Annotated in this window: 14 protein-coding genes; 5 read left to right on the top strand and 9 right to left on the bottom strand. The window is 60.4% G+C overall.

The genetic code is table 11. The features are described from left to right. Positions 1-24: 24 nt before the first annotated feature. Entirely contained in the window at positions 25-951 is a 927-nt protein-coding gene (gene cysK / locus BLQ12_RS17725; RefSeq protein ID WP_092212531.1) for a cysteine synthase A, read from the top strand. A gap of 72 nt (positions 952-1023) precedes the next feature. Here cysK and BLQ12_RS17720 read toward each other — a convergent pair whose 3' ends face one another. The 4 genes from BLQ12_RS17720 to BLQ12_RS17705 form a co-directional block, all read right to left on the bottom strand. Further along, positions 1024-2079 (bottom strand): HD domain-containing phosphohydrolase, encoded by a 1056-nt coding sequence (locus tag BLQ12_RS17720; RefSeq protein ID WP_092212528.1) that lies wholly within the window; start codon positions 2077-2079, stop codon positions 1024-1026. A 31-nt stretch (positions 2080-2110) separates the two neighbouring features. After that, entirely contained in the window at positions 2111-5572 is a 3462-nt protein-coding gene (locus BLQ12_RS17715) for a PAS domain-containing hybrid sensor histidine kinase/response regulator family protein (protein WP_175469906.1), read from the bottom strand. A gap of 409 nt (positions 5573-5981) precedes the next feature. Then, positions 5982-8846 carry a DEAD/DEAH box helicase gene (locus tag BLQ12_RS17710; protein WP_092212524.1) on the bottom strand — a complete coding sequence of 955 codons (2865 nt, stop codon included), beginning with the start codon at positions 8844-8846 and terminating at the stop codon, positions 5982-5984. Further along, on the bottom strand, positions 8847-9440 hold the full coding sequence (locus tag BLQ12_RS17705) for an IMPACT family protein (protein WP_092212522.1): 594 nt from the start codon (positions 9438-9440) through the stop codon (positions 8847-8849). A gap of 669 nt (positions 9441-10109) precedes the next feature. Between BLQ12_RS17705 and BLQ12_RS17700 the strand changes: the two genes are divergently transcribed. After that, positions 10110-10697: an alpha/beta fold hydrolase gene (locus BLQ12_RS17700; protein WP_092212520.1), complete on the top strand. Its 588-nt coding sequence runs from the start codon at positions 10110-10112 to the stop codon at positions 10695-10697. Between the two features lie 475 nt (positions 10698-11172). On the opposite strand, the gene BLQ12_RS17695 is transcribed toward BLQ12_RS17700, so the two are convergent. The 4 genes from BLQ12_RS17695 to BLQ12_RS17680 form a co-directional block, all read right to left on the bottom strand. After that, on the bottom strand, positions 11173-11925 hold the full coding sequence (locus BLQ12_RS17695) for a tRNA threonylcarbamoyladenosine dehydratase (protein WP_092212518.1): 753 nt from the start codon (positions 11923-11925) through the stop codon (positions 11173-11175). Between the two features lie 288 nt (positions 11926-12213). Beyond that, complete coding sequence (locus BLQ12_RS17690; RefSeq protein ID WP_092212516.1) at positions 12214-12990, bottom strand: TatD family hydrolase; 777 nt, start codon at positions 12988-12990, stop codon at positions 12214-12216. Positions 12991-13449: 459 nt separating this feature from the next. Beyond that, positions 13450-15612 (bottom strand): ferrous iron transport protein B, encoded by a 2163-nt coding sequence (feoB, locus tag BLQ12_RS17685; RefSeq protein WP_092212514.1) that lies wholly within the window; start codon positions 15610-15612, stop codon positions 13450-13452. 91 nt (positions 15613-15703) lie between these two features. After that, a complete protein-coding gene (locus BLQ12_RS17680) occupies positions 15704-15961 on the bottom strand; it encodes a FeoA family protein (protein ID WP_226860107.1) in 258 nt (85 codons plus the stop codon). A 520-nt stretch (positions 15962-16481) separates the two neighbouring features. Here BLQ12_RS17680 and BLQ12_RS17675 point away from each other — a divergent pair. Further along, complete coding sequence (locus BLQ12_RS17675; RefSeq protein WP_092212510.1) at positions 16482-16649, top strand: FeoB-associated Cys-rich membrane protein; 168 nt, start codon at positions 16482-16484, stop codon at positions 16647-16649. Between the two features lie 237 nt (positions 16650-16886). Here BLQ12_RS17675 and BLQ12_RS17670 read toward each other — a convergent pair whose 3' ends face one another. Then, positions 16887-18824, bottom strand: a complete 1938-nt coding sequence (locus BLQ12_RS17670) for an aldehyde ferredoxin oxidoreductase family protein (protein ID WP_092212508.1) — start codon at positions 18822-18824, stop codon at positions 16887-16889. Positions 18825-19287: 463 nt separating this feature from the next. Between BLQ12_RS17670 and BLQ12_RS17665 the strand changes: the two genes are divergently transcribed. Both BLQ12_RS17665 and mnmH read left to right on the top strand, forming a co-directional pair. Next, positions 19288-19941, top strand: coding sequence for a class II aldolase/adducin family protein (locus BLQ12_RS17665; RefSeq protein ID WP_175469905.1), 654 nt, complete (start codon positions 19288-19290; stop codon positions 19939-19941). 171 nt (positions 19942-20112) lie between these two features. Beyond that, on the top strand, positions 20113-21312 hold the full coding sequence (mnmH, locus tag BLQ12_RS17660) for a tRNA 2-selenouridine(34) synthase MnmH (protein ID WP_092212504.1): 1200 nt from the start codon (positions 20113-20115) through the stop codon (positions 21310-21312). The last annotated feature ends 2 nt before the right edge of the window (positions 21313-21314 follow it).

Genomic DNA, 21314 nt, shown 5'->3' with positions numbered 1-21314 from the left:
CATCCAACCACAAGGAGACCGTCCATGTTTAGATACGACACCGTAGACCAATCCATCGGCAGGACCCCCCTGGTCCGCCTCAACCGCCTGGCCGAAGGGCTGCCCGTGGAGATCTACGCCAAGCTGGAGTTTTTCAACCCCGGAGGAAGCGTCAAGGACCGTCTGGGCTTTGCCATGATAGAGGCCGGGATCCGGGACGGACGCATCAACGATGAGACCCTCATTGTGGAGCCCACCAGCGGCAACACGGGCATCGCCCTGGCCATGCTCTGTGCCCGTCGCGGCCTGCGTCTCTGCCTCACCATGCCGGAGACCATGAGCGTGGAGAGGCGCAAGCTCCTCACCCACTTCGGGGCAAAACTGATCCTCACACCCGGGGACCAGGGCATGAAAGGGTCCATCGACGCGGCCATGGACCTGGTGGAAAAAAGCGGCAACGCCTTTTTGCCCAACCAGTTTGAAAACCCCGCCAACCAGGAGATCCACCGGAAAACAACGGCACCGGAGATCCTCAATGCCATGAACGGCGAGGTGGATCTGGTCGTGGCCGGGGTGGGCACCGGGGGAACCATCTCCGGCATCAGCCAGGTATTAAAACGCGTCAACCCCGACTTCAAAGCCATTGCCGTGGAACCCGCCGAGTCCCCCATTCTCTCCGGGGGCACGCCGGCCCCACACAAAATCCAGGGCATCGGCGCAGGGTTCGTGCCCGGCGCCCTGGACATGTCCGTGGTGGACGAGGTGGTCACCGTCCCCTCGGAGGAGGCCTTTACCACGGCGCGGCTCCTGGCCAAGCAGGAAGGGCTCCTCAGCGGCATTTCATCCGGTGCCGCCGTCCATGCCGCCCTTGCCGTGGCCCGGCGCCCGGAGTCCAAGGGAAAGCGCATGGTGGTGATCCTTCCCAGCACCGGGGAGCGCTACCTCTCCACCCCCCTGTTTGAAATCGCCTGACAGACAAAAGGGATGCCCGTGCCCATACGGGGCCGCGGCATCCCCAGGCCAATCCATCCGCTCCCCACAGTCTCACTCCCCCTTCACCGCCCCATAGATCTGCCGCCACACCAGGGCCTCCTCCACCAGCTCCCTGAACGCCCGCTCCTGCCACGGCACCACCACAAAACGATAGATACCCGCCTGCTCCCGATGAGCCACCAGCACCTCCAGGCGGTTAAACGGACAGAGCATCAACCGCACAGACCGGGGTGCCAACTCCCGGCTGAGCCACAGGCACTCGGCCCCGGTCATGTCCGAAAGGGCCTCCCCCACCAGGATCATCTCAACGGGACCGGTCTCTACCTGGTTGAACACCTCCTCACCGGAGGCCACCACCGTCAATTGAACCGGACAGGGGCCAAGGCTTCGCGCCAGGGCATGGCGAAGGGAAGATGAGGCCTCGGCGGCCACCAGGGCGGGGGTAAACCAGGGGCGGAAAAAAGTGGCCCGGCCCTGGCGGACGTTCACCATTTTCTCCCGGATCATGGCCAGGAAGGTGTCGGTGAGCTCCGGGTCGAAACGGCTCCCCCGGCCGCTTCGCATAACCCCCATGGCCGCCTGGACCGGCATCCGTTTTCGATAGGGGCGATGGGAGGTCAGGGCATCAAACACATCCACCAGGGTGATGATCCGCGAGCAGACATGGATCTCCTCTTCGCGGAGGCCGTCGGGATACCCGTGCCCGTCCCAGCGCTCATGGTGCTGCCGGATAAACAGCGAGGCGGTCTCCAGGGGGCCGACGCACCGGGTGATGGTATGGCCCCGTTCGGAGTGAAGGCCCATCAACCGCATCTGGGAAGGGGTCAGGGGCCCGGGTTTTTGAAGGATATGATCGGATACCCCGCCCTTTCCGCAATCATGGAGCAGGCTGCCGAACACCAGATGGGGAAACACGATGCGGGGCAGCTTCACCCGCCGGGCCAGCGCCAGGGCATAATCCATCACGCGCAGGCTGTGCCCCCGGGTGACGGGATCCCGGGGAAGGATGGCCCGGGCCAGGGCCAGGGCGGCATCCAGTTCCTCCCGGGCCGGGGCAGGCTCCGCCCGACCGGGATCATCCAAAGAGTTTACACCGTTTTCTTCCACACACACGTCCCCCTGCCTCGCGGCATCATGGCTATGCCCGCTGCCCCATCACACGGCCGATCACCTCTTCCAGCTCTTTTTTCTTGATAGGCTTGGTGATGTACTCATCCATGCCCGCCCCCAGGAACCGCTCCCGATCCCCGGTCATGGCGTTGGCCGTCACCGCGACAATGGGAACAGCCCCCCCTTTCTCCTCCGGGCTCTCCTGGGCATCCTGCTCCATCCGCCGAATGGCAAGGGTCGCCTCCAGGCCGTCCATGACCGGCATCTGCCCATCCATCAGGACCAGGTCAAAGGCTTCACTGCCAAAGGCGTCCACCGCCTCCAGGCCGTTGCTCACCACCTTGACCGTATGCCCCAGCTTCTGCAGCATGCTGACGGCCACGCGCTGATTCATGAGGTTGTCCTCGGCCAGCAGTACGTGCATGGCGGGAAGCGCCGGCACCGGCGCCATGGAGTCCCCCCGGCCCTTGCGTTCCACCTCTGCCGGCCCTGGGATTACGGCCCCAGACGCCCCTCGGTCCAGCACCTGGATCAACCGCTCACTCAAATCGTTTTTCCTCACCGGCTTGGTCAGGCAGGCGGCAAACCCCACCTCTTTCATGTGTTCGGCGTCCCCCTTCTGGCCGATGGAGGTGGCCATCAAAAGGGGAATATCCTTTGTGGTCTCCCGCTCCTTGAAACAGCGCCCCAGAGACTCCCCGTCCATGCCCGGCATCTGCATGTCGATGATGGCCACATCAAAAGGCTCACCATCTTTCAAAGCCTCTTCCGCCATCTGCATGGCCGCCTCCCCGGACTCGGCTTCGGCGACCCGGCAGCCCCAGGACCGCGCGTACTCTCGAAACACCCACCGGTTCACGGAATTGTCGTCCACGATGAGAAGATGCACGTTTTCAAGGGCATCGCTTTTGTGAACCCACTCCTCCCGGGCCTCTGGCTGGGTGTCGAACTCCGCGGTAAACCAGAAGATGGTCCCCTGGCCCGGCTGGCTCTCCACCCCGATATTGCCATTCATCAGGCGGGTAAGCTGCTGGGAAATGGAGAGCCCCAGCCCTGTGCCCCCGTACCTCCGCGTGGTGGAGACATCCCCTTGAGAAAAAGAATCGAAAATCCGCGCCCGGGCCTCCTCCTGGATCCCGATGCCCGTGTCCACCACCTCAAAAAAGAGCCTCACCCGGCTGTCCATGGCCTCTTTCAGGGCCACCCGGATCATCACGCTGCCCGCCTCCACAAACTTAACGGCGTTTCCGGCCAGGTTGGTCAGGATCTGGCGCAGCCGCACCGGATCCCCGTTCAAATGCACCGGGACGTTGTCCTGGATCAGGCAGCCGAAGGCGATGTGCTTTTCTGCGGCCTTGATGGCCATGACATCGCTGAGGGGCTCCACGACGTTTCGCAGGTTGAAATCAATGGCCTCGATGTCCAGCTTCCCCGCCTCGATCTTGGAGAAATCAAGGATATCGTTGATCAGGATCAAAAGGGCATCGGCGCTGGACTTCACCGACTCCGCGTACTCCTTCTGCTCTGCGGTGAGCCCGGTATCCAGGAGGATATCGATCATGCCGATGACCCCGTTCATGGGGGTGCGGATCTCATGGCTCATGTTGGCCAGAAAAGCGCTTTTGGCCCGAGTGGCGGCTTCGGCCTCCTCTTTGGCCCGTTTTAAAATGGCCTCGGCATGTTTCTGGGTGCTGATCTCCCGGCAGATCCAGACAATGCCGATGGGGTTGCCCTCGTGGTCTGCCATAAGGGACGAGCTCATCCAGGTGGGAAACTCCCGCCCGTTTCGGGCCACGTGGTCAATTTCCCCTTCGCAGCTGCCGTACCGGGTCACCTTCCTCAAAAAATCCCGGAGCGGCCCCTCCACCTGGTCCCGGGTGTGGAAGGACGAAAGGTTCACCCCCACCAGCTCTTCGGCACGATACCCGTGCATCTTGGCCCAGGAGGGGTTCACGAACTCCACCACCCCGGCCAGATCGGCCACGGCGATGCCGTCCACGGACTGCTCCATGGCCGCCTTGAAACGCAGGAGCGAATTCTCGTTGAGCTTGCGATCCGTGATGTCCTGCACCGTGCCGATGAGGGAGATCACCTCCCCCGACCTGCGGAACTCCTTGACCTCAGGCACCTCGGCCCGGATCCACCGGATATCCCCGTTGCCCCGGACAATGCGGTATTCAAGGGGTTCTCCCTTGCCCGTCGCAGCCATCTCTCGACCCGCCCGGACGACCATGTCCGTGTCCTCCGGGTGCACCATGCGGTGTATCACCTCCTCAAACCGTCCCTCCACGCTCTCGCCTTCGCCGTCGTCGTAAATGGCCATCATCACATCGGAGAGAAGGAGCCTGTCCTCTGCCAGGTACCACTCCCAGCTTCCCAGCCCGGCGATGCGGTTGGCTCGCTTGAACGAGGTCTCGTTCTCCCGGAGCCGCTTCTCGGCAAACCGTTTTTCCTCCAGCTCCCGCACCAGGGTATCGTTGACCACCTCAAGTTGAAGGGTACGCCTGTTCACCACACCCTCAAGGGTCTCCCGATGCTTGATTAAAATCAGTTCCGCCTGCTGCCGCCTGCTCACCGTGGCCCAGAGGCTGATCACCATGGTGATCAACAACAGACCGGCCAGGTACCCCACCCGGGTAATCATCAGCTGCCCCGGCGGAAGGGCCGGGTAGAGATCCCCGGAAAAAAGCCCCACCACCGTCCACCGCACGGAAGGCATCTTCTCGCTCACGACCTCATGCAAAGAGCCCTCCACCGACACCTCCCTGGCCCCCGCATCCCACCCGAGGGGCTTCAGGGGGCGCCCGCCGAACTGCCGTTTCAGGTCAACCCCTGCGGTTTCAACGTCCGAAAGGTCCCCGGCGACATGGTAAAACCACTCCGGGGTGTTTCCGGCAAACACCACCCCAAAGGAGTCCATGAGCACCACAGGGTTCGACGCCCGTTGAAACAGAGCATCCACCGGGTCCATGGACAGCTTGAACACGAGAACACCCACCGGATCCATGCCCCGGCCCCAGACAGGGATGGACATATAAATCCCCCGCCGAAAGGTGGTTACCCCCACGGCGGGAAGCACCATGCGCCGCCCGGTCATGGCGTATTTGAAGTACGGACGAAAACGATAATTGACGCCTGTCAGGCGTTTCCCGTCATCGTATTCAGAGCTGGCCACGGTAAGCCCTTCGTTGTTCAACAGGTAGACGATGGCCACGTGCTCGGCATTGGCCAGCATATCGAACAGCCGCTCCACCTCCTCACTGTGAGCGCCGGAGAGCGCGCCCAGCACCATGGGCTCGGTGCTCAGGCTCTCAAGGACCTTCCAGCGATGGCCGATCATCTCCCCGAGCTCCGTGCGGTACCCCCGAAGCTTGGCCAAACGCTCCTTGTGACGCATTTCTCCCTTTAGAAAATACACGCCAAACCAGAGGATCACCGACAGCGCGGCCACCAGAAGGGCCCAGTAAAAAATGTAACGCCATAACTTCATGGGAAATGAAACTCCGGCGCAGGGGATTTTTGGTGAAGGGGACAGGCCGCAAACGAAACCACCGCTTAAAAACACCCCTCGGCCCATCATCGTAACGCCATGTGGCTGAGGGGGGTCACACCATGGTGTGCCATCTTACGGGTGACCGTTTTTTTCGCGGAGGGCACACAGCCGTCCGGTGGGTGACGATAGGGACGGGAAAGCCATCGGAGACGCCGCATGACGGGTGTCGTCTCACGGGATCATGGGTTCGCGGTTTCCGTGCCCCTGAAGGCAAAAACAGGAGGAAAGATCCAGCACGCACCGAAGTAAGGTGTATGGGAAACAAGGTTGGGGTGTTGTGCGTGTTGAGTCAGTATACACGCAGGCACGCGGCGGCGTCAATTTGTTTGCATTTCCGACGATTGCCTTACCAGACCACGGGAAGGCGCACCAGGGTACGCGATTTGTTCTGAAAGAGGAGGTACCCCTTGTCGCGACCATAAAGGTAGAGATCGCGAGTCAGGGCCACGTCTTTTTCGCAGTAGGATGCGATGAGGTCCATGCGCCCCTCCTTCCACCAGGCAAGGGCAGCCAGGCCGTCGGCGCTCTTTTCAGCCCCCAGGGTGTGGCAGGAGAGATGGTCCAGGGAGAGGCGATAACCGAGCCGCTTGTGCACCTCCTCAAGCATGTCCAGGGTGGGAAAGCTGTAAAAATCGACACCGCACACCCCGGAGAGAACCTCGTAGTCAAACCGCCGGATGTTGAACCCCACCACCAGGTCCATCTCCTTTAAGAGCCGGGCCATCTCGGGGATCCGGTCCTCGGTCCAGGTGGTGAAGGCATCGGTTTTGGAATCGTAGAGCACGGCAACGCTCACCCCCATGAACCGGGCGCGCCCCCAGCCGCCAACCTCTTCGGCCGACCGTCTGGTTTCCACATCCAACACGGCAAACCGCCCCGGCGCCGGGGGTTTCTCATCCCCCCTCTCCTTCTGGGTCACAGGAAACCGAGGGACAGGCTCTCCGGCGAGAAGGACCTCGTCCAGGGGTGTTTTCAGTTTTTCAAGGAGCACCCGGGAGGCCTCCTTGTCGATGGGCCGGTTCCCGGATCCGCATTTGGGGGAGTGGACACACGCCGGGCAGCCGGTCTCACAGGGGCAGTCCCGGATCACCGACAGGGTCCTGTCGAAGAGGGCCTCGGCCTGGCCGAACACCCCGCTGCAGATCCCGATGCCCCCGGGGAAGCCGTCGTAGATAAAGACCGCGCCTTTTCCAAGCTGAGGATGATGGGGAATGGAGATCCCCCCGATGTCGTTTCTGTCCGCCATGGCAAACAGGGGCAGAATCCCGATGGCGGCATGCTCCACGGCATGGATCCCCCCCATGAAATGGCGCTGCTCTTTCTCCATGGCCACCCGCACCGCCTCGGGAACCTCCAGCCAGAGTCCCTCGGTCTCGAACACCTGGGGGGGCAGGTCCAAGGGAATCACCGTAAGGAGACGCTGCCCCTTGACCAGCCGTTTTTCGTAGCCGGTGATGGTCTCGGTGACTTTAAGCTTGCCCACCCCCACCCACGCATTGCCCATGGGCTTGCGGTGGCTCACCTCAAGGATCTCCGTAGCCTTGTGGCTACGGATGCGGGTGAAATAGTGAACGCGCTGCTTTGCGGCTACGGCCGTGCGCTTGTCCAGGTCCAGCTCCGTCACCACGTAGGAATCCCCCCGGTGGATATACACCGCCCCGGGATAGGTCTCCCTCACGGCCCGATGGCCGTCCACGCTGCCGATGAGCTCCCGGCTCTCCGCCTCGACAATATCAAAGGTATCCCCCGTGCCCCGCAGGGCTACCGACCGCTGGGGAAACTTCCGGTGAGAAAAAAGAAGCTCCCCGTCCGCGCTGGCAAGGATCGAGCCGTAGGCCTCCATGCGGGAAAGCTTGTCGGCAACGGCCTCCTGGCAGCACAGCGGTTCGCCGCGCCGCAGGGGAAGCTCGGCGGCAGCACAGTCCAGGTGCTTGGCCATGAGCACCTCGTTGGCCGGGTTCACCACCGCCTTTTCCGGATCCATGGAGAAGAACAGGTCCGGATGGGTCATCATGTACTGGTCCAGGGCGTCCTCCTGGGCGATGAGCACCACCAGGGAGTCGCGACCGCTCCGCCCCACGCGCCCGGCCCGCTGCCAGGTGGCCATGATGCTTCCCGGATAACCAACAAGGATGCAGAGGTCCAGGCCGCCGATGTCGATGCCCAGCTCCAGGGCACTGGTGGAGACCACTGTCAGGAGCTCCCCGTCGGCCATCTTCCGCTCGATCTCCCGGCGCTCCTCCGGTAGAAACCCGGACCGGTAGGCCGTGATCTTCTCCCCGAAGGCCGCCTTTTTGGAGGCCGCCCACATGGCAATGAGCTCTGTCATCTTCCGGGACTGGCAGTAAACAATGGTGCGAAGCTCCCGGTGCATGGCCGAATGGATCAGCTTGATGGCCGCCTGGGAGGCTCCTTCCGGGGTGTTCAGAAGGATGAAGTGCTTGGTGGAGGCAGGGGACCCGCTGCGCGTAATGGCCGACACCTCCACGTCGGCCAGCCGGGAAGCGTGCTCCGCCGGGTTGCCGATGGTGGCCGAGGAGAACACAAAACACGGGTCCGAGCCGTAGTACCGGCAAATCCGCTTAAGACGCCGGAACACCCAGGCCATGTGGGAACCCATCACCCCTTTTAAGGTATGGACCTCATCCACCACCACAAAGCGGAGCCCCCGCAGGAATGTTGCCCAGGAAGCATGGTAGGGAAGGATGGAGAGATGCAGCATCTCCGGGTTGGTCATGAGGATGTGGGGCGGTCGGGTGCGGATCTTCTTGCGTGCGTGGGGCGGGGTGTCCCCGTCATAGATGGCCGCCGTCACCGGGTCCGCCGCAAACACCGCACCGGTGAGTCGCTCAAGGGCCCTGAGCTGGTCCTGGGCCAGGGCCTTTAAAGGAAAGAGATAAAGGGCGTGGGTACCGGGCTCCTCCAGCACCGCCTCCATCACCGGAAGGTTATAGATCAGGCTCTTGCCGCTGGCCGTGGGGGTTGCCACCACGGTGTGCTCACCCCGCCGGATCGCCTGGATGGCTTCCACCTGATGGCTGTACAACCGGTCCACTCCCAGCCCCTTCACCGCGGTTTCAAGGGCGGCGGGCAACGGCGGGTCCAGCTCCCCGAGGGAGGCCTCGCGTCCCGGGATCACCTTGTGGGCGGCAACCTGCTGCGAAAACGCAGGGTGACCGGTCATGCCCCGAATGTAATCATCCACCGCCATCTACCCCTCCATCACCGTTGCCATGCGCGACACACGATCCAGAAACGCGTCTTTTAACGCCTCGGGAAGTCTCACCGAAAGCCCCACCACCTCGGTAAACACCTCTGAGAGCACCTCCCCGTCGTGGGCCGCCACCTCGTGCTTCATCGCGGCCAGATCCCCGTAAGCCACGGTCAGGGCCAGGGGCTCGGAGGTGGCGAAAAAGCGGGACGGCAAGGCCTCCAGGCACCGCTTGACCATGCCGCCGTAAGCCCGTACAAGGCCGCCCGTGCCCAGTTTGGTGCCCCCGAAATACCGGGTCACCACCACGGCGATCTCACCGATGCCGCAATGGGTCAACACCTGATGCATGGGCGGCCCGGCCGTGCCCCGGGGCTCGCCGTCATCCCCCATGCCCGAGGCCGACGCCCCCGGGGGGCCGGCCACAAAGGCGTGGCAGTTATGGGTGGCGTCACGGAACTCCCGCTTCATCGCCTCCACAAAGGCCTTGGCCTCCTCCGCGGACGAGACCCTGTCGGCCGTGGCGATAAACAGGCTCCCCCCGATCTTCTCTTCCACCCGGTGTCGTCCCACCGGAACCCTGTACCCATCCATACGACCGCCAATTTCTCGTCTTGGGGTTAAAAAATAGTCACTATTCAGCTTATGCCTCCGGCGGCCCCGCCGGGGGCTAAACTTTTGTAAAGTTTAACAAAAAGGTTTTACCTGGGTTTTGCAGAAGCCTTCGCAAATCATTTCACCCCGAGGAACGAGGGGTGAAATGATTTGTATCCTGGGGTCCAGAAGATCATCCCCTGGCCGCCGGAGGCTTTTTTTCGCACTCCACCCATAGAAAGCTGTTTTTTAAGCCAAATAGTTACAAAAAACATACCGTATCTGGGCCAAACAGGAAAAAACCTCCGGCAACAAAGCCCTTTCGCCCTTAGCCATCTATATCCCCCCCCCAAAAAAGGATGCAACCGGCCTCGCTTTTTGTCCTTGGTTTTTCGCCGGTTTCATGGTTTCCTTAACCATCAGATGATGCCTTGATGAGAACACCGGAGATGACAGACGCCACATATTCCATTAAAAAAGAGAGTTCCGAGCGTCCCCCCTTTATGCCTTCGGGGCTTGCGACGCCACGGCCAGCCGCCCCCCGGAAAAAATGTCTGCTTTCACAACTTTCTGATATCTGATATATCAGCTAAGGAGTCATCATCAGTGCAACCGCCTCACAGGCACACCGACTTTTTTAAAAATCAGAACCATGAGGAGATGTGATCCATGCCCAACCATCAGACCATTCGTATTCAGGAAACCGATATCTTTCTTCGCAGAAGCGGCGAAGGGAACAAACAGAGCGTTATCTTCCTTCACGGAATGCGTTTCTCATCCCTCAACTGGGAAGAGCTGGGTACCCTTGATCTGCTCGCCGACAAAGGCTTTGACGCCATCGCCGTGGACCTCCCCGGCTACGGCGAGTCCCCGGCTGCCGACATCGAAAAAGAGCAGGTCCTCCCTCTGATCATCGAGGCCTTGGGCGCCACCGCCCCCATCATCGTGGCCCCCTCCTTCAGCGGTGAATACGCCCTGCCCGTCATCTCCGAACACCCCTCGGACTTCACCGCCGTGGTGGCCCCGGCACCTTTGGGCATCCCCGAAAATGCCGGAGCCCTCAAGGGCACCTCCCTGCCCTTCCTCATCATCTGGGGCGACAACGACCCCATCGTCCCCGTGGAAAACGCCCACATCCTGGACAGCGTCCTGGCAGACAGCGAGGTGGTGATCCTCCCCGAAGGCGGCCACCCCACCTACCTCAACCAGACCGAAACATTCCACCGTCACCTGGTGAGGTTCCTGGAAAAATTGTAAGCACGCGGCAAAGCCTCTGCCCGGGGCTTTGCCTTAGGGTCGGTGCAAAAATAAAACAGACAAAAAGCGAGGCCTCCGGCGGCAATGTGTGCCACCTTGAAAGCGGGTTGCCGCAGCGCTTTACCCCTCGCCCCTCGGGTTAAATCACAGCGGCATTTATCTGTAGTTTGACCCTTTCCTGTAGCGCCCATATGACAAAAGCCCCCAGCCGATCCTGACAGATCGACTGAGGGCTTTTTTCGTAAGAATACGACAGCCCAGTCATTTTTCGGCACCTTGCCAGAAACAACGACACCGAAAGGTGAAACCCGTCTTCCTTGCGAAGACGGTTGCACCCTGTCACCCATCACGCCAATGCCCCGATAAGGGTCGCGCCATCCCCCCTTCCATGCATTTGCCACAGGGTTTCAAGGTGCCCCCACCGCGCCGCCGAAGGCGTATTTCCCACCCCATATTGACCATTGAAGACAGATGATCAATGCCCTTCTCCATGCTCTTTTTTAAGAATAATCCCAATGGCCTCCCCCGCAGCCTTAAGACCGAAGATGGCCGTCAGATACGAAATGCTGCCAAGAACGGGGGCAACGCGGAAGCCGTCGTCGGAGGGTTCTTCTCCTGTCGTGGAGGGATTTTTGCGGGAGGGTTCGGTGGAATAGACACAGCGGACGCCCTCATAGAGCCCCTTCCTGTGGAGCCTGCGCCGGACGCTTTTGGCCAGGCCGCAGACCTGGGTCTCGGAGAGATCGCCACAAGTGATGGCGTTGGCGTCTATTTTTCCGGCAGCGCCCATGCTGGATACCGTGGGGATGCCGCGCTCTTTGGCATTTAAAATCAGATGGACCTTTGAGGAGAGGCTGTCGATGGCGTCCACCACCACGTCCATAGGCCGATCGAGGATGGCCTCGGTGGTCTCTTCGTCGATGAAGCAATCAAAGATGGTGACCTTGCACTCGGGGTTGATGTCCTTGATTCTCGCCTCGGCCACAGCCGATTTTTTCTGGCCCACGGTGGAGGTGAGGGCGTAGAGCTGACGGTTGATATTGCTCTCGCTCACCACGTCGTAATCCACCAGGGAAAGGTGCCCTACCCCAGCCCGTGCCAGGGCCTCCGCCGCAAAAGAGCCCACAGCCCCCAGCCCGCATATCGTCACGTGGGCTCCCTTCAACGTCTCCAGCCCCTCTTCCCCGAGGAGCTGCTCAGTACGCGCATGGCGCTTTGATGTCGTCATGTCTTTTGTATCGCCTTCTTATAATAAAAAAGCAGCCTCCGGCGGCCCTGCCGAGGGCTAAACTTTTAAAAAGTTTAACAAACAGGTTTTAAAAAATCTTTTTGAATGAATTTTACATTAAAAGCGGATGTGATGTGACCCGATGAATCCACCTACGCCCGTGTCTATGTGGCCCCATTCGCCCCACGTCAATGGGCTACGGAGCGACAAGCAAGGGGCAAAACACATCCGCAACCAGCTTTCAAGGCGGCACACCTTGCCGTCGGCGGCTGTCTTTTTGCCCTTTCCCTAATCTCCCGAACCAAACAACCCCACCGCGTTATTCCACGTTATGTCGGCCACCTTTTCAGGGGTGGTCTTGCGTACGGTTGCCAGGGTGGTCACGACTTGTATCACATGGGCCGGTTCATTCAAAGGGCCGGGGGCATTTTCCGGAAGGATATCGGGGCTGTCGGTTTCAATGAGGAGGCGATCCGGGGAGGCTGCGGCAGCGGCTTTTTTGGCTTTGAGGTTGTTGGGGCGGGTGATGGAACCGGAAAAAGAGAAAAAAACGCCGAGGCGTTCAAACTCCCTGACCATCTCCACGGATCCGGAGAAGGAGTGGATGGCGCCGCCGTGGGGCAGTCCGCCCTCCTGCTTCAAGAGCTCCACCATGCGGCCCCAGGCCTTCCGGCAGTGGATGGAAACCGGCCGTTTCAGGGATCGGGCCAGCCTGAGCTGGGCCAGGAAGACCGCCTCCTGCTTGCCCCGGTCAAGGCCTTCCACCACAAAATCAAGGCCGATCTCTCCCACGGCGGCCTGACTTTCCGTCAACCGTTGACCCAGGGCGTTCACCCAGTCCGGGGAAAGGGTCTCGATGAACCAGGGGTGAACACCGTAGGCAGGAAGAATCTCGGGATGACGCCCGGCTAGGGCCGTGAGCGCCCCCCAGTCCTCTTCCCGGGTACCGCAGGAAAGAATCCGGGTCACCCCGATCTTGCGGGCTCGGTCCATCATGGCGTCCATGGTGTCCGCCATACGGGGGTCCTGAAGGTGGGCATGGGTATCAAAGAGTTTCATGTTCATGGGGGCATTTTACAGGCGAGAGGGCACCTTTTCAAGCGTTGCCTTCTATGGTTAAAATCACCGAAAAAAACAGCCTCCGGCGGCGAGGTGTGCCACCTCGAAAGCAGGTTGCGAATTGCGCTTTCCCCTTCGTTCCTCAGGGAAAAACACAGTCGCCATTGATTCAGATTAAACCGAACCTATTTCCAAAACCTGTTTATCCACCGTTTCAAAAGGTTGCCCCACGGAAGGGCTGCCGGAGGCATCTTTCACACCCCCCTTAAGGGTGTGGGCATGAGAGCGCCCAGCAAAAAAAAATGCCGTTACGCGTCACCCGTAAAGGCAAATCGCAACGGCATTCTTATTCTGTCAATTAGGGTGAGGCTTCTCAGACCGGTATTCACGGGCGTAGCCCGTCAGCGAATGTGAGGAGCCCGAGGAACGAGGGTTCGAAGCATTCGCCAGGGCTCAGCCCCTGGTTTATCCGCCCATGATGGCCCGGGTGAACTGGTAGGCAATGACCGAGAGCACAAAGGCAAAACCTGTGTTGAAAACCACGCTGAAGGTGGCCCATTTCCAGGAGGTCTCCCGTGCGATGACCACCACGGTGACAAAGCAGGGGGCGTAGAGCATCACAAAGACAAGGAGGGCCACGGCCGTTGCCACACTCCAGGTGGGGTCGGCGGCCAGGCGCGTGGAGAGCCCTTCGGACTCTTCGGCGTCTACTTCGCCCAGGGAGTAGGCGGTGCCCAGGGTGGAGACGATGACCTCCTTGGCGGCAAAGCCGCCCACAAGGGCGATGTTGGTCCGCCAGTCAAACCCGGCGAGCTGGGTGACAGACTCCATGCCGGTGCCGATCCGGCCTGCAACGGAGTGCTTGAGGGCATGCTGGGATTCGACGTTGTCGATCTCGGAGAGGCGCTCTTCAAGGGCGGTGGCGCTCAGGGTGGACTCCGCCGTCGTGCGCTGGGCCTCGTACTGTGCCACCTCGTTTTCGGGCAGGCCGGGAAAGGTCATCATGGCCCAGATGAGGATGGAAATCCCGAGGATCACGGTCCCTGCCTTTTTGATGTAGGACCAGGCCCGCTCCCAGGTGTGGATAAGAAGCCCTTTAAGGGTGGGCATGCGGTAGGGGGGCAGTTCCATGACAAAGGGGGTGGACTCACCCTTGATCACGGTGGATCGCAGGAGTTTTGCCACCACAAGGGCTGCGGCCCATCCGCCGAGGACCGTCCAGAACATCACGGATGCGGAGTTTTCGAAGAAAGCGGCGGCGATCAGAATAATCACCGGCACCTTGGCGCCGCAGCTCATGAAGGGAGCGGTCAGCACGGTGGCGAGCTTCTCTTTGGGGCTCCTCAGGGTCCGGGTGGCCATGACGCCGGGCACGGCGCAGCCGCCGGCAATGCCGCCGGAGACGATAAAGGGCATGACGGACGAACCGTGAAGGCCGAAGGCTCTCATGACGCGGTCCATCATGTAGGCCATGCGGGCCATGTAGCCGGAGTCTTCAAGGAAGGCGATCATCATGAACATGACCATGATAAGGGGCACAAAGCCAAGGACTCCGCCCACACCGCCGATGATGCCGTCCACCACAAGGGACTGGAGCATGCCTTCGGGAAGGACTGCCGTGGCCACATTCGAGAACCAGGCAAAAAAGGCCTCCACCCAGCCCATGGGAATCTCGCCCAGGGTGAAGGTGGCATAAAAAATGGTGTACAGGATGCCGATCATGATGGCCGGCCCCATGAACTGCTGGGTCAAAACCTTGTCCAGCTGATCGGAGAACTGCAGGCGAGCCTGGGGACGCACCGCGCGGACCACGCCCTCTTTCATCAGGGCTGCGATGTACCCGTACCGGTAGTCGGCGATAAGGGACTCGGGGCTGATCTTCAGGGTGGAGCGGCAGTGCCGGGCCACGGAATCGGCCATCTGGGTGAGAATACCTGCGGTTTCCGCATCCTTTCTCTCGCCCATCTTGATCACCTGTTCGTCGTTCTCCAGATACTTGATGGCCACCCAGCGGGCCGGGGCGCGGTCGGCCAGGAAAGCGGCCTTCTCCACCACGGCCACCATCTCGTCGATGACCGGGTCCAGATCCGGGCCATAGGAGATAGAAAGGGGCGCCCATGCACCCTGCTTTTCACCGGCAAACCGGACGGCCTCTTCCATGAGCTCATGTTTGCCGTCTCCGGTGCGGGCAACGGTCTCCACCACGGGAAGGCCGAGGCGCTTGGACAACAGGGCCGTGTCGATCTCCTTGCCCTGCTTCCTCACCGCGTCCATCATGTTCAGGGCCAAAACAACCGGAACCCCGAGTTCCATGAACTGAAGGCTTAAGTAGAGGTTTCGTTCCAGGCTGGTGGCATCGAGGATGTTCACCACGGCGTGGGGGCGACGCTCCACGATATAGTCCCGGGCCACGAGCTCCTCGGGGGTATAGGCGGTCAGGGAATAGGTTCCTGGAAGGTCCACGATGGTGAGTTCGTGGCCGTTGTGGCGGGCATCGCCTTCGCGGTGCTCCACGGTGATTCCCGGATAGTTTCCAACCCTCTGCCGTGCGCCGGTGAGGGAGTTGTACATGGTGGTCTTCCCGGAGTTCGGGTTGCCGGCCAGAGCCAGCGTCAAGTGCTTATCCATGATCAGTTCTATTTACCTGTGTAAGATGTCAATGCATGGGTCCAGGCCGGCCTTATTAAGTCAAGGGGCCGCCTTTGCCGGACCACCGGAGCTACCCTTCCAGGGCATCCACGAAAATAAAGTCCGCTTCGCTGTTTCGAAGGGTGAGGGTAAAATCCCTCAAGCGGATGGCCACGGGGTCTTTTAAGGGGGCCTTGCCCACCACCATGAACTCGGTGTTGGGAACGATACCCATGTCCCGAATCCTGCGGCCCAGTTCTCCGTCTCCGGTCACCATGCGGATCACGCCTTTCTGATCCACCTTCATCTTACGCAAACTCATCATTTCTGCCATTGTTGCCTCACTCATGCCAGCATCACACTGCCGTTAAGAAAAGATAAAACGGGACATCATGCCCCACGCCGCCGCTGCCTGATCCAACTGCCGGAACAGGCGCCCCCGACCTGCTTGCCTGCCGCATCTTGTCTGCGGGGAGGTGCCTTCGGGGAACGATGGCCTCACGGTGTCCTTCGGGAAGCCTTCTTTTTGGCAAGCCAAAGTTTTTATGGGGTTGATAGCACACCGTCTCACCCCATGCAACTCTTTTTTTCAACGATTTCAGACCTTCAACGATACCTCGTCACGAAGACAGAGGCGTAGATAAAGATATTATTTCAGTCTGTTAAACATAAAAACAACCTACCTGGACAATCAGGAACTCTTCTTTTTTTACAAAATACTTTTCGGTGAGCCTAACTTTTTGCATTGACACCCCCCCGCGCACGCCCTATCTTTCTGGTGCACCCGCAGGGGGTGCAAAGGGGCGGCCCCCGCCCCCGGGCTTATCCGCCCATGTATCGCAACACCTCATAAATAAGAGGTCGATTCCATGCTCGACACACTCATCGTCATCCTGGTGGTGGCCGCCGCTTTTTTCTTTTTTGTGCGGTCCCTCTACCACACCTTCACCGGGAAAAAGAGCGGGTGCAGTGGCGGATGCTCCCAATGCAACGCCAACACCACCTGCGACATCCCCGACGACAAACGGCTGCTGTAAAGGGCGGCGCAAAAATACAAGGCACAAAAGCGATGCCTCCGGCGGCCCTGCCGGGGGCTAAACTTTTAAAAAGTTTAATAAACAGTTTTTTTTAAACAGATTCCGTCCAGCCTGGGTCACATCCGCAACCAGCTTTCAAGATGGCTCACCTCGCCGCCGGAGGCAAACTTTTTCTACCCAACTTTAACCATAGAAGGCTTCTTTTAATCAGGTGTTCCAGATCGCCCGTCGCGCTCTCTAAACCCGCTTTCCACCCTTGGGGTATGCGTCCAGGTCCATCAAGAGGGGGCCGTCCCAGGTGCTGTAGGGACCCTCACCGGCCAGGGTATCAGCCACGTCGCCAATGCCCAGGCGACGGCAGGTCTCGGCCGTGGGCAGCCCGGTTTCCGGGGCGTAGCCGTTCTCTTCGTACCAGGACCGGACCAGGGCCATGTGGGCTTCCCGCTCCTTGGCCCCTTCGGGGGTCTGTTTGAAATCGGGGCGCTGGGGCAGCATGTCATCGTTGATGGTGATGCCCTGGCGGGCGTTAAAGGCCCGTTCCACGGCCCCGATGCGGTCGGAGACCTCCTCCACCATGGTACCGGTGTAGGGGATGCCCGTGGCCTTGGTGAGCATGTCGGCCAATCCGTCAAAAAGGGACCCTTTCCAGATGAGGGGCAAGGCGCAGGTCCAGGTGTTGACGGCCCCTTTGCAGCGGCCGATGGTATCGGCAAGGGTCGTCACCCGCTCCCCGTGGATCATGGAGTGTACGGGATCGTCGGTGATGATCCCTTTGGCCATGAGGTCCTTGAGCACGTCTTCATCGGAGTTCTCCCCACAGGACCAGCTTCGGCCGCGCAGGTGATCCGCTCCGCGGGTGGCAATGGCGTGGGCCAGGGTAAACAGGCCTGCGGGATAGACCCCGCGTCCCAGACCTTTGGTGTGGTAGCAGTAATCCATGGCCCCGTTTCCGATGATCTTGGCCAGAGAGTACATACCTTCGGCGATGAGGTTACCGAAACCTTCCCTCATGACGGTCTTATGGACCAGCTCCACCTGGTCTTCTGCGTTCTCCCAGGAGAGATCCAGGCCGCAGGTGACCTGGTCGTCGATGATGCCCCGGTTGTAGAGGTCCTTGGCCAGGGCGATGGTGTTGCCGATGGCGATGACGTCCACCCCGTAGGCGTCGCAGAGATTCTCCATCTCCATGATGGCAACAGGGTCTTCCACCCCGCAGTTGGTGCCGAGGCAGTAGACGGCCTCGTATTCCAGACCTTCCCCCACCTCCCCTTTTCGCTCTCCCTTGGGAATTTTATAGATATTTTTGCACTTGATGTGGCAACTCTGGCAACCCACGCGGTCTATCTCGTACTCTTTCCACGCGTCGTGCCGAATCTGGGCCGGTACCTCCTCGGGGGGAAGCTCCTTTTCAAAGTTCCGGTACCCGGGGTACCAGTGGGTGATGCCGTAGTGGGAGCCGTAGACGGATGCCACCTCTTTTTGCACCCGGTCTTCTGCCATGAACCGCTTGTCTTCCTTGGACAGGGCCAGAAAACCGGCCCGGTCGAAAAGCTCAGGGCGCCCGGTGCCTCTCAGCACAATGGCTTTCAGGTTTTTGGATCCCCAGACCGCCCCGCTGCCCCGGGAGGCCGAGGCGTACTTGTCCACCATGGTGGAGGCCAGACGCACCAGGTTCTCTCCGGCCTGGCCGATGCAGGCCACGCACACGCCCTTGCCGTGGCGTTCCACCAGCATGTCGGTGGTGGCCCAGGTGTCCAGGCCCCAGAGATCCCCTGCGTCATGGAGGGAGACCTTTTCGTCTTCGATGAGCATATAGACAGGGGCCTCGGAAGCGCCCTTCACCACGATCTGGTCGTACCCGGCACGCTTCATGACGTTGGCCATGGAGCCTCCGACGTTGCCGTCCCCCATGATCCCGCTGTAGGGTGAAAGGGTGCTGACGTGGAGACGGCTGGAGAGCCCCATGGTCGTTGCCGTAAGGGTCCCCGTGGCAAAGCAGAGGAGGTTTTCCGGCCCCAGAGGGTCCACGCCGGGTCCCACCTCGTCAAACAGGGTCTTTGCGTTGAGCCCGCGGCCGCCCAGAAACGCCTTGGCCACCCCGGGGTCCAGCTCTTTTTTTTCCAGGGTCCCATGGGTCAGGTCCACACGAAGCACGGTACCGCACCATCCGAACATAACGACACTCCCCGGGCGATACGATGACCGCCCTATTGCGATAAAATCGATATTTTAAAGAAATTCCCCACTTTTACCGTATTCCGCCTGCAGAGACAAGCCCGCACAACAATCTTCTTTACGGTGCCATGCCAGGGGCCTATACTAAAATGTTTTGCAACGATTCAGCACAAAAAAACAGCCTCCGGCGGCAAGGTATGCCACCTTGAAAGCAGGTTGCGGATGCGCTTTGCCCCCCGGCCCTCGCCGGTCAAAGCACATCCGCCTTTAAAGCGAAATGCATTCAAGCAGTTTTTTTAGGCCTGTTTGTTAAACACGTTTTTTATTAATCAGGCAAAAGTTTAGCCCCCGGCAGGGCCGCCGGAGGCATAAGCTGATGTGTTTCACGCCGCATACTGCGCCCCAGATAAACACAAGCGTATCCCGGCATCGTCGGGGTGGCGCCAAGGAGCATCACCATAAAATGGACTCGACCCTCGACATCAGGCAGAAGGTTCTGGATTCCGCCCTCTGGCTTTCGAAAAACGACTACTTCGGCGCCCATCTCAGCTCAGGGGGCAACGTCTCCGCACGGGTCCCCGGCGAGAACCGTTTTGCCGTCACCCCCTCGTCGGTGCCCTACAACGAGCTCTCCGCCGAGGACATCTGCCTTCTGGACTTCGACCTCAACCGGATTGAAGGAGATCTGAAGCCCTCCATCGAAGCGGGCATGCACGCCGCCATCTATGAAAAGCGCCCCGACGTAGGTGCCGTGGCCCATACCCACCAGTTCCACGCCAGCATCTTCTCGGTACTCAACACCCCCATCCCGCCCCTCTTTGACGAGATCACCATGCACATCGGCAACCAGGTGGCGGTGATCCCTTACGCCATCAGCGGTACCGACGCCCTAGCCGCCCAGGTGGGCAATGCCGTCACCAACGGGTGCGCCTGCTTTATCATGCAGAACCACGGCGCCTTAAACTTAGGGGGGACCCTTAAACAGGCCCTGAGAAACGCAGAATTCCTGGAAAAAATCGCCAAGGTCTACCACAGCGCCCTGGCAACGGGGCGTCCCGTCACCACCCTGCCGGAACATGCCCTGGCCTTCTGGGACGAGGTGCGGCAGACCCTCTGACCCCGGCATCTGGGGAGGCCGTTTTTTTTCAGGTGGCATCCCCCGGCCTCTTTCTGATAAGAAGCGGGCACAAAAAAACATAAGGAAGCCATCGCAACGTCACCCACCCCTTGATTCGTTTTGCGGTGACATCCGTCACCCATACAACCGAAGACAAAAGGGATACCCCCCATGACCCATAGCGACACCGACAACCACGACCAGAAGGAGGAGCTCGACGCACTGCTCAAGCAGGTGCTCCCCTTGGATCTTCCCCACGTTCACTTCAAGGACATCGCCGCCATTGAACGGGTGATGCCCCAGGACGGATTTACGGAGATCCTCACCGATTTCGCCCATGGGAAAAAAGGGCCGTACACCCTCATCGACGTGCGATCCGAGGCGGAGTTTGAACGGGAGCGCCTCCCCTTTGCCGTGAACATCCCCATCCTCACCAACACGGAACGCCATCAGGTTGGGCTCATCTACAAGCGCCACGACAAGGACCTGGCCCTCTCCTATGCCTGGTACCTGGCCAAACAGAAAGAGGAGGCCTACCTCGAAAAGGTCCGGAAGCTGGCCCAGGGCGGCCCGGTGATTCTCTACTGCTGGCGCGGCGGGGGACGAAGCCGCTACACCACCAGCATGCTCAACAAAAACGGCATCGACGCCGTACGCCTCAACGGGGGCCAGAAGGCCTTCCGAAAAGAGGTGCACACCATGCTCTACGAACAGGAGATCACCCTCTACCCCCTCTCCGGCCAGACCGGCTGCGGAAAATCCGAGCTGCTGGAGTACATCCAGGCGAACAACCGGGACCTGCCCGCCCTCCACCTGGAGGCCGCGGCAGGCCACGCCGCCTCGGTCTTTGGCGAAATCCGCTTCAACCTCATGGGGGAATCCCTGGCCAAGAGCCAGCGGGACTTTGAGACCAACCTCTACGTCAACCTCCTGCAGCACCGAAACGCCGACGGCAGCCTGCCCCCCTTCCTCACCGAGATGGAGAGCAAAAAAATCGGCCGGTTCAACCTGCCCCCGTCCATCTGCAAGGCCCTTGCAAAGGAGACGCACATCGGCCTCACCTGCCCCCTTGAGACCCGGCTGGCCCGACTGGAAAAAGAGTATTTCGGCAAGGGTGGCAAAGAGGTGGAAGAGATGGTCAAGGAGGCGGTACGCTTTCTCACGCGGCGGGTGGGAAAAGAGACGGTGGAGAGGTGGTGTGCAGCCATCGACGCGGGAGACTACCGCGGATTTCTCAAAGAGGTGATGGTGGACTACTACGACAAGGTTTACAAGGCCGTGGACGCCCCGCCCCTGTTTACCGTACCCAACATCGATTCGAGCGAGGCGGCTGCAGCCATCGCGGCGTGGTACCACGGCGCAAAAGAATAAAC

This window comes from Desulfoluna spongiiphila (assembly GCF_900101345.1).
Taxonomy (GTDB): domain Bacteria; phylum Desulfobacterota; class Desulfobacteria; order Desulfobacterales; family Desulfolunaceae; genus Desulfoluna; species Desulfoluna spongiiphila.
Note: the sequence above shows the minus strand (reverse complement) of the source record. Positions and strands in the feature narration are given on the sequence as shown.

Bases quoted from the DNA above. Each gene is read 5' to 3' on its own strand.
- BLQ12_RS17705 (WP_092212522.1), bottom strand. From the start codon at position 9,440: ATGGATGGGTACAGGGTTCCGGTGGGACGACACCGGGTGGAAGAGAAG.
- BLQ12_RS17695 (WP_092212518.1), bottom strand. From the start codon at position 11,925: ATGACGACATCAAAGCGCCATGCGCGTACTGAGCAGCTCCTCGGGGAA.
- BLQ12_RS17670 (WP_092212508.1), bottom strand. From the start codon at position 18,824: ATGTTCGGATGGTGCGGTACCGTGCTTCGTGTGGACCTGACCCATGGG.
- BLQ12_RS17700 (WP_092212520.1), top strand. From the start codon at position 10,110: ATGCCCAACCATCAGACCATTCGTATTCAGGAAACCGATATCTTTCTT.
- cysK (WP_092212531.1), top strand. From the start codon at position 25: ATGTTTAGATACGACACCGTAGACCAATCCATCGGCAGGACCCCCCTG.
- feoB (WP_092212514.1), bottom strand. From the start codon at position 15,612: ATGGATAAGCACTTGACGCTGGCTCTGGCCGGCAACCCGAACTCCGGG.
- BLQ12_RS17675 (WP_092212510.1), top strand. From the start codon at position 16,482: ATGCTCGACACACTCATCGTCATCCTGGTGGTGGCCGCCGCTTTTTTC.
- BLQ12_RS17680 (WP_226860107.1), bottom strand. From the start codon at position 15,961: ATGAGTGAGGCAACAATGGCAGAAATGATGAGTTTGCGTAAGATGAAG.
- BLQ12_RS17710 (WP_092212524.1), bottom strand. From the start codon at position 8,846: ATGGCGGTGGATGATTACATTCGGGGCATGACCGGTCACCCTGCGTTT.
- mnmH (WP_092212504.1), top strand. From the start codon at position 20,113: ATGACCCATAGCGACACCGACAACCACGACCAGAAGGAGGAGCTCGAC.
- BLQ12_RS17715 (WP_175469906.1), bottom strand. From the start codon at position 5,572: ATGAAGTTATGGCGTTACATTTTTTACTGGGCCCTTCTGGTGGCCGCG.
- BLQ12_RS17690 (WP_092212516.1), bottom strand. From the start codon at position 12,990: ATGAACATGAAACTCTTTGATACCCATGCCCACCTTCAGGACCCCCGT.
- BLQ12_RS17665 (WP_175469905.1), top strand. From the start codon at position 19,288: ATGGACTCGACCCTCGACATCAGGCAGAAGGTTCTGGATTCCGCCCTC.